The 13,658-nt window shown below is 71.4% G+C and carries 14 protein-coding genes; 9 read left to right on the top strand and 5 right to left on the bottom strand.

Annotated elements, in window-relative coordinates:
* Window positions 1-77 precede the first annotated feature (77 nt).
* Together V6S02_RS14925 and V6S02_RS14920 are read left to right on the top strand one after the other, a co-directional pair.
* Window positions 78-2,258: a glycosyltransferase gene (locus V6S02_RS14925; RefSeq protein WP_336401478.1), complete on the top strand. Its 2,181-nt coding sequence runs from the start codon at window positions 78-80 to the stop codon at window positions 2,256-2,258.
* Window positions 2,255-3,565, top strand: a complete 1,311-nt coding sequence (locus tag V6S02_RS14920) for a nucleotide disphospho-sugar-binding domain-containing protein (RefSeq protein ID WP_336401477.1) — start codon at window positions 2,255-2,257, stop codon at window positions 3,563-3,565. Before V6S02_RS14925 ends, V6S02_RS14920 begins: the two co-directional genes overlap by 4 nt.
* A 9-nt stretch (window positions 3,566-3,574) precedes the next feature.
* Here V6S02_RS14920 and V6S02_RS14915 read toward each other — a convergent pair whose 3' ends face one another.
* The gene (locus V6S02_RS14915) at window positions 3,575-4,324 is read right to left on the bottom strand and encodes a hypothetical protein (RefSeq protein WP_124294126.1); all 750 of its coding nucleotides are present in this window, start codon (window positions 4,322-4,324) and stop codon (window positions 3,575-3,577) included.
* 159 nt (window positions 4,325-4,483) lie between these two features.
* On the opposite strand from V6S02_RS14915, the gene V6S02_RS14910 reads away from it, so the two are divergent.
* Both V6S02_RS14910 and V6S02_RS14905 read left to right on the top strand, forming a co-directional pair.
* Window positions 4,484-5,422, top strand: coding sequence for a DNA-3-methyladenine glycosylase family protein (locus V6S02_RS14910; RefSeq protein ID WP_336401672.1), 939 nt, complete (start codon window positions 4,484-4,486; stop codon window positions 5,420-5,422).
* 21 nt (window positions 5,423-5,443) lie between these two features.
* A complete protein-coding gene (locus V6S02_RS14905) occupies window positions 5,444-5,665 on the top strand; it encodes a hypothetical protein (RefSeq protein WP_124294127.1) in 222 nt (73 codons plus the stop codon).
* Between the two features lie 6 nt (window positions 5,666-5,671).
* Here V6S02_RS14905 and V6S02_RS14900 read toward each other — a convergent pair whose 3' ends face one another.
* A complete protein-coding gene (locus V6S02_RS14900) occupies window positions 5,672-7,798 on the bottom strand; it encodes a S9 family peptidase (protein ID WP_336401476.1) in 2,127 nt (708 codons plus the stop codon).
* A 76-nt stretch (window positions 7,799-7,874) separates the two neighbouring features.
* Here V6S02_RS14900 and V6S02_RS14895 point away from each other — a divergent pair, with 76 nt between their 5' ends.
* Both V6S02_RS14895 and V6S02_RS14890 read left to right on the top strand, forming a co-directional pair.
* Window positions 7,875-8,621, top strand: a complete 747-nt coding sequence (locus V6S02_RS14895) for an SDR family oxidoreductase (protein WP_336401671.1) — start codon at window positions 7,875-7,877, stop codon at window positions 8,619-8,621.
* Window positions 8,622-8,709: 88 nt separating this feature from the next.
* Window positions 8,710-8,889 carry a DUF1918 domain-containing protein gene (locus tag V6S02_RS14890; protein ID WP_205782953.1) on the top strand — a complete coding sequence of 60 codons (180 nt, stop codon included), beginning with the start codon at window positions 8,710-8,712 and terminating at the stop codon, window positions 8,887-8,889.
* A gap of 40 nt (window positions 8,890-8,929) precedes the next feature.
* Here V6S02_RS14890 and V6S02_RS14885 read toward each other — a convergent pair whose 3' ends face one another.
* Window positions 8,930-9,763 (bottom strand): aldo/keto reductase, encoded by an 834-nt coding sequence (locus V6S02_RS14885; protein WP_336401475.1) that lies wholly within the window; start codon window positions 9,761-9,763, stop codon window positions 8,930-8,932.
* A 115-nt stretch (window positions 9,764-9,878) separates the two neighbouring features.
* On the opposite strand from V6S02_RS14885, the gene V6S02_RS14880 reads away from it, so the two are divergent.
* Window positions 9,879-10,280 carry a nuclear transport factor 2 family protein gene (locus V6S02_RS14880; protein WP_336401473.1) on the top strand — a complete coding sequence of 134 codons (402 nt, stop codon included), beginning with the start codon at window positions 9,879-9,881 and terminating at the stop codon, window positions 10,278-10,280.
* A gap of 27 nt (window positions 10,281-10,307) precedes the next feature.
* Here the strand turns inward: V6S02_RS14880 and V6S02_RS14875 are convergent, their stop codons facing one another.
* The gene (locus V6S02_RS14875; protein WP_235014950.1) at window positions 10,308-10,592 is read right to left on the bottom strand and encodes a hypothetical protein; all 285 of its coding nucleotides are present in this window, start codon (window positions 10,590-10,592) and stop codon (window positions 10,308-10,310) included.
* Window positions 10,593-10,680: 88 nt separating this feature from the next.
* Window positions 10,681-11,334: a TetR/AcrR family transcriptional regulator gene (locus V6S02_RS14870; RefSeq protein WP_124294133.1), complete on the bottom strand. Its 654-nt coding sequence runs from the start codon at window positions 11,332-11,334 to the stop codon at window positions 10,681-10,683.
* A 114-nt stretch (window positions 11,335-11,448) separates the two neighbouring features.
* Here V6S02_RS14870 and V6S02_RS14865 point away from each other — a divergent pair, with 114 nt between their 5' ends.
* Both V6S02_RS14865 and V6S02_RS14860 read left to right on the top strand, forming a co-directional pair.
* The gene (locus tag V6S02_RS14865; protein ID WP_124294134.1) at window positions 11,449-12,885 is read left to right on the top strand and encodes an MFS transporter; all 1,437 of its coding nucleotides are present in this window, start codon (window positions 11,449-11,451) and stop codon (window positions 12,883-12,885) included.
* Window positions 12,886-12,919: 34 nt separating this feature from the next.
* Complete coding sequence (locus V6S02_RS14860; protein ID WP_336401472.1) at window positions 12,920-13,624, top strand: DUF899 domain-containing protein; 705 nt, start codon at window positions 12,920-12,922, stop codon at window positions 13,622-13,624.
* Window positions 13,625-13,658: the final 34 nt, after the last annotated feature.

Genomic DNA, 13,658 nt, shown 5'->3' with positions numbered 1-13,658 from the left:
AAGCCGGTCCTCCGGCACCCGGACAACCGTAGACTTCCGAGCGGGTCACCGCACCTCGTCCGATCGCCGATCGGGCGGTGACCGCTTCGGAGGCAGCGATGGGCATCCAGACGGCGATGGACCGCATCATCGAAGCGCCCACGATCGTGCAGGCTCTGCAGGCCGCCGACGACGTCGCGTTCGAGGCAGGGCGCGACCCGGGGGTCCGCACCCTGCGCGTATTGTCGGCCGCCCTCGTCGGCGCCGACGACATCGCGGCGATCGCCGCCGTCCATGCCCTCGCCGAGATGAACGACGAAGCGGCCGGCGCCCTGCTGGTGACCCTCCTCGGCGATGAGCGCCGCTTCGTCGTCGAGCACGCCGCCTGGGCTCTCGGGCGTCGCCCCGCCCGCGCCGCCGCGATCGCGCCCCTCATCTCCCTGGTCATCGCCGGCGGTTTCACCGGAATGCTCGCCCAGCACACGCTGGAGAAGTGGGCGGCCGGCAGCGGCGAACTCCTCGCCGTCGCCCTGCTCAGCGCCACCACCGGCGAGGTCGGCGTCGAGGCTCGTGTGCGCCTCACCGAGACGCTCGGTCTGGTGCGTCATCCGCTCACGACGGCGCCGCTGTGCAGCCTCGCCGCCGACACGTCAGCCCCCGCGATCGTTCGCGAGGCGGCGATCGCCGCTCTCGGGCAGCGCGCCGATGCGGACGTCATCGCTCACCTCGAAGACCTCGTCGCCGAGGGAGGCCTCACCGGCGACCTCGCACGCCTCGCGCTCATCGATGCTGATCCGCCGCACACCCGCACCTCGGCCGACGACGCCGGTGGCGAGGGGGGCCTCACCGTCGCCCAGCTCTTCCTCCACGCCGACATCGATCCCGCCCTCTCGTCATCCGGCGCCGGCGACAACGGCGGCATCGCGACGCTGCTCGTGCGACTCGGCGACGCCCTCATCTCCGACAGCTCGGTGGTCGATCGCGTGCTCACCCTCTCGCGCGGGACGGTCGCGCAGGCGGGTCCCGACCTGCTGCAGATGGCCGGCGGCGAGCGCGGCCACCTCTACGGACATGTGCCGTTGACGAGCATCCCGGCCTCGTCGGCGACCGCCTGGCATCTGCGGGTGACGGTGCGTCGCGGCATCCGTCGTCTTCTGCGCGCCGCGGGGCGGGTCGACGTGCTGCACCTGAGGATGGCGGATGTCGGGAGCCTCGCCGCCGCTGATGTCGCGCGAGAGCTCGGCATCCCGACGGTGTTCACCGTCGCACCGGATCCGCACAGTGTGATCGCCTCACTCGAGCGGTCGGGACGGCTGTCGCGTGAGGACTTCGGCGAGATCGACCGCACCGAGCATTTCTGGTTCCGCAGCCACCTGGTTCAGAGTCTTGCCGCTTCGGCCGCCCACTCGGTCTTCTTCCCCCGGCCCGAGCTCGAGCGCGACATGCGGGCGCTCATCGGCATCGACCTCACCTCCCATCCCGAGCGCCACACCGTCGTCGCCGAGGGCGTGGACCTCGCGGTCGTCGACGACGCCCTCTCCCGCGCCGTCGGGGTCGCCGCCGGCGCCGAGCCCGACGGCTCCATCGCCGAGCTCGCGGCTCTGATCGACGACCTCGCCCCCGACCGCCGCGGACTCCCGCTGCTCGTCACCGTCGGTCGGATGCACCGCATCAAGGGGATGGCCGCGCTCGTCGAGGCATGGTCCGCAAGCGACCTGTCCGCCCGCGCGAACCTGCTCGTCGTCGGCGGTGACCTCGCACACCCGTCAGGTGATGAGCAGCAGCAGCTCGACCTGATCGACGGCTCGGTCCCCCCGCCCGAGCGGGCCGAGCGCGGCCTCGTCGTGGCGGGTCACCGCTCGAACGACGTCGCGGCCGCCTGGCTCGCCGCAGCTCGGTTCGGCATCCCCGGCAGCGTCGCCCCGGGCGGCGCGTACGTCTGCGCGAGCGTCAAAGAGGAGTTCGGCCTGGCGATCCTCGAGGCGATGGCCACAGGGCTCGTCGTCGTCGCCCCCGACAGCGGGGGACCTGCCACCTACGTCGACGATGGCGACACCGGCTTCCTCACCGACACCGCCGACCGGGAGGCCCTCGTCACGGCGATCGGGCGGGCGCTCGACGCTGCGGCCGACGGAGATCCGCGCCGCGCCGCACGCTCGCGCACGCTTGTGGCCGAACGCTTCACGATCCAGGGCATGGCGGCCACCCTCACCCCGATGTATCAGAACGTCGCCCGGCACGAGGCGGAGCTGCGCCGCACCGCGGGACTGCTGACGTGACGCTCCTCGTCATCAGCCCCGACTACGCCTCGCACCTCCTCCCCCTCGCGGCGCTCGCGACGGCCTGGCAGAGCGCCGGCGACGACGTCGTGGTCGCCACAGGCCCCGCAACCGCGCCGATCGTGGCGGAGTTCGGGTACCGGCGCACCGACCTCCCCCTCGGGCGCGGAGCCAATGCCCGTGTCATCCGATCGTCGGAGCAGGATGCCGCGGAGGCGGCGTCTCTCGAGGGGTTCTTCGCCGCCACCCGGCGGGGCATGGTGCCCACGCTCGCCTACCAGGCGCGGGAGCGCCTGACCGACCTGATGTGGCAGCCGGTCGAGCGGGCCCGCGCGACACTGGCGGTCATCGATGAGGTCGCGCCCGATGCCATCCTCGTCGATCACCTCGCCTTCAGCGCGCGGCTCGCGCTCCACACCGCGGGGATCGCCTACGGCGACGTGGTGCTGGGGCATCCCAGCGCGCTGCCGGTACCGGGCGAGGTGTACGGCTACCCGCCGGCGTGGCCGTCGACCCTCCGGCCCGACCCGGCGGAGCTCGCCGACCTGCGGGCGCTGTGCGACGAGGTCGCTCGCCGCTTCACCGACCAGTGGAACACCACCGCCGTGGCGTTGGACCCCGGCGCGAGGGCGGTCGACGACGCCTTCATGGTGCACGGCGAGACCACGCTGTTCAACTATCCCGCCGAGCTCGCCGAGGGCGATGGACGGATGCTGCCGCCCCACCGCTTCCTCGGGTCCACACCGCGCGAGGAGCCTGCCGCCGACGACGTCGACGCGTGGATCGCGCGCGGAGAGCCGTTCGTGTACGTCAGCCTCGGAAGTTTCCTGTCGGTTCGCGACGACGTGCTCACGCGGATCGCCGACGCGCTCCGCCGCGCCGGCCTCCGCGCGGCGATCGCGACGGGCACGACCCCGGCCTCGGCCCTCGGCGACGTGCCCGCCGGATGGCTCGTCGCCGACTACCTGCCTCAGGTGCGCCTGCTCGGCGCGGCCGCGGCAGCGGTCACCCACGGCGGCAACAATTCCGTCACCGAGGCGGTCGGCCAGGGCGTACCCCTCGTCGTCCTCCCCTTCTCGACCGACCAGTTCGCCGGGGCCGCCGCGATCGAGCGCACCGGCACCGGCCGCGCGCTCGACCCGAATCTCGACGACGTCGACGCCCTCGCCGAGGCGCTCGGGGAGGTCGCCGATCCGGGCTTCACGGGTCGAGCGGTGCTCGAACGCATGGCGGCGGCGCAGCACGCGCACCCGGGGCCGCTCATCGCCTACGAGTCGCTCGCGCGGGCGGCACGCGGAGTCAGCTGACGGCGATGCTCAGCTGACCGCGTCCGGCACGGCGTCGGGTTCCCCGCCGAGTTCCGCCAGCACTGCGGCATCCAGGTCGTCGTAGCCGAAGACCAGCGCGGCCATCCGGTCGGGATCGTGCGCGGCGTCGCGATAGCGCTCCATCCGCGCCGCATTGGCGTCGTAGGCGGTACCGGCACGCACCTCTCCGACGTGGTGCAGGGCGTACACCCGACCCCGATGGCGGCGCGGAGGTGCGCCCAGGAGCGTCGTGTGCGCCAGGTACCAGGCGGCGTCTTCGAAGCCCCAACCGCGGAAGCCCTCGTCCTGTCCCCCGTGCGCCGCCCAGGTGCGGGGCGTCGCCACATAGATCCCCGAGCAGGCGCCGTCGACGAACTGCTCGACCGTGCAGCGTTCGAGGGGCACGCCGGCGGCGTAGTCGGCCGACCCGGTGCGGCCGAGCCAGCGGTACTCGTCGTAGGGCAGGTGCACCAGATCGCTCGTCGCGGCCGCACGGATGGCGGCGAGCAGCGGCTCGCGCTCGGGAATGGTGTCGGCGTCACCGATGACCACCACCTCGTCGATCGCCGCATCGCGCATCGCGGCGTTGCGACAGGCGGCCAGCACGAACGGATCATCTCCGGTGTCGATCGTCAGGATCGGAACCCCCGGGAGGTTCTGCTGATACCAGGCGACGACGCGATCGAAGGCGTCCAGACGTGACGGCGCGGGGCGCCAGGGGATCACGATTCTCACTGCGGGCACGACGGGAGTGATCAATGCACCTTCCTTTCCTCGGCGAGCATAAGCGACGGCGGACCCCTCTCGGACACGGGACCGGATGTCGGTGGACGGGCGTAGCGTGAGGGGGTGACCTCGCCCGTTCCGCCCCGGCTTCCGCGGCGGTCGGGCGCGCGGTTACGCCCCGATCTCGCAGCCGTGCCGGGCACCCCCGCGAGCGGCCCGCCGATCGAGACCGAGTACCGTCCGCGGCATCCGCTCGACCTGCGTCGCGTGCTCCTCTTCCAGCGCCGGGGCTACGGCGATCCCACTCATCTCGATGACGGCGCGGTGATCTGGCGCGCGTGCCGAACGCCGGAGGGCGTGGCGACCATCGCGATCCGCGCGGCCGCCGGCGGCGCGGTGCGCGGGGCGGCGTGGGGCCCGGGGGCGGCCTGGGCGATCGCTCAGCTGCCGGCGCTCTGCGGCAGGGACGACGACCTCGACGGGTTCGATGCGTCGCGTCACCCCCTCATCGCCGAGACCCATCGACGCAATCCGGGTCTCCGGCTCGGTCGCACCGACCTCGTCTTCGACGCGCTGGCGGGCGCGATCATCGAGCAGAAGGTCACCGGCAAGCAGGCTTTCGCCGCGTGGCGGCGGATCGTGCGCGGGTTCGGCGAGCGCGCGCCCGGCCCGACGCCGGTGCCGATGTACGCACCGCCGTCGGTCGACGGCTGGCGGCACGTGCCGTCGTGGGCCTGGCATCGCGCCGGGCTGGAGCCACCGCAGGCGCGCACCCTCGTCGCCGCCGCGCAGCGGGGCACGCGCATCGAGCAGGCCACCCACGCCGCCGCGACGGGCGACGAGCGCGACCGCGTTCTGACCAGCCTCCCCGGGGTGGGAGTCTGGTCCGCCGCCGAGACGCGGATCCGCGCCTTCGGCGACCCCGATGCCGTGAGCGTCGGCGACTACCACGTGGCCCACGAGGTCGGATTCGCCCTGACCGGTGCGCGCACGGACGACGACGGGATGCTGGAACTCCTCGCCCCCTGGAAGGGCCACCGTCAGCGCGTCATCCGCCTCATCGGTCTCAGCGGAGTGCGCGAGCAGCGGCGCGGTCCCCGGGTGCACCCGGAAGACCACCGCGACCGCTGAGCAGCGCCGTAGGCTGAGCGCATGGCTTCTCGCACGGGCTGGCCTCGCGGCCGCACCAACTGGGTGATCGGCAGCATCCTCATCTTCGCCGGCGGCGCGTTGTTCGGACTGATCTGGGGATCGGTCGGGCTCGGGCTCGCGGTCGCGGCCGCCGTGTCGATCGGGTGGCTCATCGCCTACGAGTCGTGGCGGGGCCAGAAGGTCGGGCTGAACGACCCCGACGACGACGGCGCCCGCCTGTAGCGCGGGTCAGCCGAGGACGGCCGGGGGCGCGGACTCCTCACCGAGAACGTGCTCGGCGAGGAAGGCGAACACCGTTTCGTACCAGACGACAGCGTGCTGGGGCTTCAGGATCCAGTGATTCTCGTCGGGGAAGTAGAGGAAGCGGTGGGGCATGCGCCCGTCGGCGTCGGCGTGGTGCTCGGCGAGATCCGACCAGAGGCGCAGCCCCTCGCCGATGGGCACCCGGTAATCCCTGTCGCCGTGGACGACGAGGACGGGGGTGCGGATGTCGGCGACGAAGCGGTGCGGTGAGTGCTCGATCATCGCCTCGGGCGTGAAGATGCGCTGCCAGTAGTCCGAGCTGTCGGTCGTGCCCGCGAACTGGTCGAGTGCCCACAGGCTCGCGTGCGTGACGATCGCCCGGAACCGATCGGTGTGTCCGGCGACCCAGTTGGCCATGTACCCGCCGAACGATCCGCCCATCGCAGCGGTGCGGGACTCGTCGATGTCGTCGCGCGCGACGACGGCGTCGGTGATCGCCATGAGGTCGGTGTAGGGCTTGCCGCCCCAGCTGTTCCACCCGCGGGCGATGAACTCCAATCCGTAGCCGGTGGACAGCGCCGGGTCGGGAAGCAGCACGGCGTAGCCGCGTGCCGCGGCCAGGAGCGGCGCCCACCGCCAGCTCCACGCGTTCCAGCTGTTGAGCGGGCCTCCGTGGATCCACAGCAGCAGCGGGGCCGGCGCCTCGGCCGACGCACCCTCGGGGAGCACGAGCCACGCCCGCACCCGGGCGCCGTCTTCAGCCGTGGTCTCGACCTCGGTGATGCGACCGGGAACGGCCGGCGCGGGAGTGGGAGTGGCCAGGGGCGTCACCTCACCCGACGGCTCGATCCGCACGGGGTGCGGGGGAACGAGCCACGAGGAGCGGAGCGCGACCAGCCCCCCGCCCGAGCGATCGATGCGGACATGCGAGTACGTGAAGTCGTCCGAGACGATCGCCGTGACCTCGCTGTCCTCTTCGCCAGGGCTGCCCGTCAACGCGATCCGGAAGACCGGACCGCGCCCGTTGTCGTCGGCGGTGACGATCAGTGCGTCATCCGCCGCGGCGAAGGCGATCGACGACGGCCAACGGTCCCAGTCGGCGGCGACGCGTCGCGCGTCCGACCCATCGAGCCGCGAGACCCAGAGCTCCTGCTCGGTCGGCCCCGAGGGGGTGGTCACCGCGGTGCGCAGGAAGGCCAGGCGCGTGCCGTCGTGGCTGATCGCGGGCATCTCGATGTCGAAGCCGTCTTCGTCGCGCAGCACGGTGTGCGTTCCGGTGGCGACATCGACGCTCACCAGGATCCGTCGCCCGCCGCGCGCCTCGGGGCGATCGATGCTGGCGACGAGGGTGGTGCCGTCGGGGCTCAGCGCGGCCTCGGCGTGCCGGAGGGCTCGGCCCGGAGCGGTCATCAGATCGGCGGGGCGCGGGAGGGTCGTCGGGTAGGGGGTCGGTTCGGCCGCCTCGGCCGTGAGGTGTGCGACGACCTCCGCTTCCTCGGTGGCGGTGTCTTCCACGGCCGCGGCGAGCGTGTCGGCGAGGCCCTCGAGGTCGACCGCGAGCAGGTGGGGCTCGGCGGGGCCCAGGTCGTGGTCCCAGAACCTGACCGGGTAGGAGTCGTGGAGGATCGCCGAGACCTTCTTCTTCGTGCGCTCGGCACGTCGCGCCGCGTCATCCTCGATCGACGAGGCCGAACGCAGCAGCGGGGCCGAGACGACGACGCGTCCCGTCTGCTCCGCCGTCGCGGCGATGCTGCTCACGCCGCCGGCGAGCCGCGTCACCGGTCGGGCCTCACCGCCCTGCGCCGGGAGGAGCCAGAGCTGGCCCGGCTCGTCGTCGACATCCGATTCGATGTCATCGCGCGCCGAGACGAACAGGATGTCACCGCCCGGCGTGAACGCCGCACCGCTCTCGCCCTTCGCCGACCGGGTGAGGCGCCGGGGCGCACCGTCTCCCCGCACGGGCACCGCCCACAGGGAACGCTCGTACCCTGTGGCATCCTTCTTCAGAGCGGCCACCGTCAGCACCGCGGTGCTGCCGTCGGGCGAAAGGGCCAGACCTTCCACGCGAGGAAGGGCGATGTAGTCGTCGAGCGCGTCGAAGGGGGTGGGCATTCCCCCACGCTAACCGAGCGCCTCGCGGACGCGGTCGACCGGGTGCGCCATGCTGTGGACGAGGAGAGGGGTGCCGATGCTGGTCGCCGTCGTCGGAGGAACGGGAACCGTGGGCGCGCACGCCGTGCGTGCGCTGCGCGACAAGGGGCACGAGGCCGTGGCGCTCAGCCGGGCGAGCGGCGTGGATGTCGCCGGGGGCGTGGGGCTGGATGACGCGCTCGTCGGCGTGGAGGCGGTCATCGACACCACCAATGTCTCCACGCTCTCCGCCAAGGCCTCGGTGGCGTTCTTCGAGGCCGGCACCCGGCACCTTCTCGCCGCGGCCGAGCGGGCGGGGGTGTCGCACCTGGTGACCCTCTCCATCGTCGGCGTCGACCGCATGCCGTACGACTACTACGCCGGCAAGGTGGCGCAGGAGCGCCTCGTCGCCGGGGGCGCGGTGCCGTGGAGCATCGTCCGCGCGACGCAGTTCCACGAGTTCGCGGCTCAGATCTACCGGCAGGCGGCCTTCGGACCGCTCCACCTCGCACCGCGGGCACGCCTCCAGCCCGTCGCCGCCGCGGAGGTGGGGGCCTACCTCGCCGAGGTCGCCGTCGGCGCCCCGCAGGGGCGCGCGCAGGAGGTCGCCGGCCCGCTCGAGGAGGCTCTCGACCGGATGGTGCAGGACTACGCCGGCACCCTCGACGAGAAAGTGTGGACGCCGTCGGTGAGCCTCCCGGGAAAGCAGATGAAGGCCCTCCGGGACGGCCTCGGCCTCCCCGTCGGCGAGCCCCGCCGCGGCTACCAGACGTACGCGGAGTGGCTCACATCTCGCCGTGCGTGAGCGGCTCACCGGTCCCGCCTCGTGAGGCCCGACCCTTCTGGTGCCGGCGCGGAAGCAGTCGTATCGTTGGCGCCAGGAGGTGATGGTCATGGCTGAGATCGGCGATCGCGTCATCATCCACGGCAGAACAGTGGGCGCTGCGGAGCGGACCGGCGTGGTGACCGGCGTCCGCGGGCACGCCGACGAACCGCTCCTGGTCGTCCGCTTCGATGACGGTCACGAATCGATGCTCTCGCCGGGAAGCGACTGCGTCATCGTGCCGCACTGAGTGCGGCGCGGGACGGGCGGTGTGGAGGTGTGCGAGAGGGCTACATCTCTTCGTGCGTGAGCGGGTCGCCGTCCCACAGACGACCGCGCTCGAGGCGGGAGATCTCGGCGACCTCGTCGGCGCTGAGAGAGAAGTCGAAGATGTCGGCGTTCTCACGCTGACGCTCGGGGTCGGCCGACTTCGGGATCGCGGTGCTGCCGAGCTCGACGTGCCACCGCAGCACGATCTGCGTCGGCGTCTTACCGTGCGCCTCGGCGAGCTGGACGATCACCCGCTCGGTGAGAAGCTCGCTGCGCCGCGCGAGCGGGCTCCAGCTCTCGGTGCGGACGCCGAGCTCGTCGTGGAAGGCGCGAAGCTTCGCCTGCGGGAAATAGGGGTGGAGCTCCACCTGGTTCACGGCCGGAACGACACCGGTCGCGTCGACGAGTTCGGTGAGCATCTCCTCGGTGAAGTTCGACACCCCGATCGATCCGACCAGACCGGCCTCGCGCGCATCGATCATGCCGCGCCAGGTGTCGACGTACTTCCCCACGCTCGGGTTGGGCCAGTGGATGAGGTGAAGGTCGATGCGCTCGAGGCCGAGCCGGTCGAGCGAGTCGCGGATGCTCCGCACCGCCTCGGTGCGGCCGTGCTCACGTCCGGGGATCTTCGACGTCACGAGGATCTCGTCGCGAGGGACGGATGACCGCCGCACGGCCTCGCCGACCTCGCGCTCGTTCTCGTAGTTGACCGCCGAATCGAGCAGCCGATAGCCGGTGTCGAGCGCCGCGACGATCGCGTCCGAGCCCTCCGCTCCGCGCAGGTTGTACGTGCCGAGCCCCACCTGGGGGAAGGACACACCGTCATTGAGGGTCACCGTCGGAATGGAGATCATGTCTCCATTGTGGCCGCGGCCCGGCATCCGATCTCCGCTCTTGACGCGACGATCACCGCCCACCCGGTGCCCGTAGCGCGATAGCGTCGGAAGGGGAGCACTCGAGGAGGAGACCATGCCCGACGATCCGCTGCGGCCGCAGACCCAGGCTCTGCTCGACGCCGTCAACGCGCTCGATCTCGACGCGCTCCGCGCGATGGTCGACGACGATTACGGCATCGTCGACGTCGATCCTCAGGGACGGTCGGTCGTGATCGAGAACAAGGACGCGTGGGATGCCTACATGACCACGAACTTCGCGGCGATGCGGGCCGCGGGCGCGGCGCTGTCGTCACGGGTGACGGGGTATCACGGCGAAGAGGCCGGGGAGATGGGGTACTCGGTGGTGAGGTTCGTCCAGCGGGTGCAGATCGGTGAGACAGTGATCGAGAACCCGTGCGTCGCCACGATCGTGTGGAAGCGGACCCCGGAGGGCTGGAAAGAGGCCCGCTGGCACTGCTCCCCCGCCCCGGCCTGACACCCGGCCGGCGGGCGGCGCTCGGATCTACAGGTCTTCGGGCGCGAGATCCCCCTGTCCCTCCTCGCCGAGCTCGGCGGCCACCGGGTCCTCCCCCTGCGTCTCGGGCTGGAGGGCCTCATCGAGGTAGGGCTCCTCCGGGCCGTCGGCGGCGACGGTGTCGGCGTCGGGAAGGCGCCCCTCGAACTCGAGCTGGGCGAGGTCGTCCTCGCCCCCGACCGTGGTGTCCGCCACGCCGGGGCTCGTTTCGCCGACGACCTCGAGGCCCGCCTGCTCGTCGCGCTCGGGGGTGGTTTCGCTGAAGCCGCTCATGTGATCCTCTTCTCCTCGGTGGTGGACACCCGAGTACACCGCGGATCGACGCCTCTCTGCACCGGGGTGACGACGAGCGCGCGCTCGCCTATGCTTCTCCGGGCGGCGCGGTCGTGCCGCGCACGCCGACGATCGCCGAGTCGACGACGCTCGCCGCGAGGGCGTCGACGAGTTCGCGCGGCTGCCAGCGCACCGGGCCGTGCACGGCGATGTCGGCGAAGCCGTGCACCGCCGACCAGCACGGCCATTCGGCCAGGGGGCGGCGCTCGGGGGCGAGCGCACCGGCATCCACCATCTCGTCGAGCACGTCCATCAGCAGCCGGAAAGGCGCGACGATCTCGTCGTCGAGCGTGACGATCCCCTCGCTGGCCCGGGTGTCCTGCGTGAAGAAGGCGGTCTCGAACCAGCCGCGCTCGTCGACGGCGAAGGCGATGTAGGCCAGGCCCACGCGACGGAGCCGCTCGATGGATGCCGCAGCGCGGCCGAGTCCGGACGGGGTTGCCGCGACGCGCTCGGCGATCGCCTCGGCCAGCAGTCGCTGCGCCTGCCCGGCGACCGCGCGGACCAGGTGGTCGCGGTCGGAGAAGTGCCGGTACGCGGCGTTCGGCGAGACGCCGACGGCGCGGGTGATCTCCCGGAGCGAGACGGCGCTCGGTCCTCCCTCCCGCGCTCGCGCGAGCCCCTCGTGGACCAGCGCATGTCGGAGGTCGCCGTGATGATACGTGCGAGCGGAATCGGCCATTGCCTCCTCCGCTCCGGGTGTGTAGATTGGCGCCACCGCCGATGTTCACGGTGTGAACATGAGTCTACCGCAGCAGGCGGGCCGGCCGGCATCACCACGACGGGAACGAGAACGATGAGCACGCAGACCACGGATGCGGCGGCGTACACCCCCGGCCCGCGGACGGTTCGGGCCTTCTACCAGGTGCTCGTGAACACCGCCGTCGCGAACGTGACGTCGAGCTACCTGTGGTGGGCGCTGACCTTCTGGGCCTACCTCGAGACGGGGTCGGTGCTCGCGACCTCCATCATCGGCGGGTCGTACATGCTCCTCGTCGCTCTTCTCGGCGTGGTCTTCGGGGTCCTCGTCGATCATATGAAGAAGAAGGCCGTCATGCTGCTCTCGAGCACCGTGACACTCGTGACCTACCTTCTGGCCGGGGCGCTGTACCTGTCGTTCCCCGAGAGCGTGCTGGTCGACTGGGGCGGACCCTGGTTCTGGTTGTTCGCCGGGGTCATCCTGATCGGCGGCGTGGTCGAGAACCTTCGCAACATCGCACTGTCGACCACCGTCACGCTGCTGATCCCCTCCGACCGGCGCGACCGCGCCAACGGACTGGTCGGAGCCGTCCACGGCATCGCCTTCATGGTCACGAGCGTCTTCTCCGGTCTGTCCGTCGGTCTCCTCGGTATGGGATGGACCGTGGTCATCGCGATCGCCGCGACCGCCGTGGCGCTGACCCACCTGCTCTTCGTGCCGATCCCCGAACGCGGCGTGGTGCACGTCGAAGGCGTCGTACCGCAGACGGGGTTCCGCGGCGTCATCCCCGCGGTCATCGTCGTTCCGGGACTCCTCGCCCTCATCCTTTTCACCACCTTCAACAACCTCGTCGGCGGCGTGTTCATGGCGCTCATGGACCCGTACGGCCTGGAACTCTTCTCGGTCGAGGTGTGGGGCATCATCCTCGGCATCACGAGCTTCGGCTTCATCATCGGCGGGGGCCTCGTGGCCAAGTTCGGTCTGGGCAGGAACCCGGTGCGAACTCTCCTCCTCGTCAACGTCGCCATCGCGATCCTCGGGATGACCTTCGCGATCCGCGAGTGGTGGTGGCTGTACGCGCTGGGACTGCTGATCTTCATGTGCCTCATGCCGATCGCCGAGGCGTCGGAGCAGACGATCATCCAGCGGGTCGTGCCCTTCGAGTCGCAAGGGCGCGTCTTCGGCTTCGCCGCCAGTGTCGAGTCGGCCGCAGCTCCCGTGTCTGCGTTCATCGTCGGGCCACTCGCGCAGTTCTGGCTGATCCCCTACATGAACTCCGAGGCGGGTCAGTCCTCCCTCGGCTGGCTGCTCGGACCGGGCGAGGCTCGCGGCATCGCCCTGGTCTTCGTCGCAGCGAGCGCGATCCTGCTGATCGTCGTGCTGCTGGCCTTCGCCTCGGCACCGTACCGACGGTTGTCGCGGGCGTACGCCACAGCGCCGCCCCCCGCCTCTGCCGAGCCGGGCGGAGCGGAGACGGAATCATCCGCAACGGTCGGTGAGGCCGGCCAAGACCTTCGGTCGGCGGTGCGCTGACCCGCGGAATCCGTTCGTCGACGAAAGGAAACCCATGAGCACCACGACATCCGCCCTCCCCCCGGTCGTCACCGAGGACGAGTGGCGCGACGAGCTCGCGGCGCTGCGCGCTCGCGAGAAGGCCGCCACCCGTGAGCTCGACGCGATTGCCGCGCAGCGGCGACGCCTGCCGATGGTGAAGCTTCCCGACTATGTGCTGGAAGGGCCGGCGGGCCCCGTGCGGCTCGTGGACATCTTCGGAGGCAGATCGCAGTTGATCACCTACCACCACATGTGGGAGCCCGGAGCCGAGTGGCAGTGCGGCGGCTGCACGTCCTTCACCTCGCAGTTCACGCGGCTCGGGTTCCTCGACCACTACGACGCGCAGTTCGTCGCCGTGACCCAGGGCGCGATCGAGGAGGCCCTCGCCTACCGCGAGAAGGTGGGCAACCGGATGGATTGGTACTCGACCGCGAACAGTCCCTTCGGGGCCGATATGGATGCTCCGGCCGGGGGCGGGTTCGCCGTGAACGTGTTCCTCCGCGACGGCGACACCGTCTACCGCACGTGGCACACCAACGGACGCGGAACCGAGCAGCTCAGCCACACCTTCGCCCTCGTCGACCTGCTGCCGTGGGGGCGCCAGGAGGACTGGCAGGACTCTCCCGAAGGGTGGCCGCAGGAGCCGACTTACTCACGCTGGGTCGATCCCGGCGAGATCGCCGCGCGGTACGGAGCCTCCTCCGGCCACCAGGACTGAGGGCGGGGTGTCCGCCGCGTCCGACGGTCTTCCA

Source organism: Microbacterium sp. CCNWLW134, from assembly GCF_037083565.1.
GTDB lineage: Bacteria > Actinomycetota > Actinomycetes > Actinomycetales > Microbacteriaceae > Microbacterium.
Note: the sequence above shows the minus strand (reverse complement) of the source record. Positions and strands in the feature narration are given on the sequence as shown.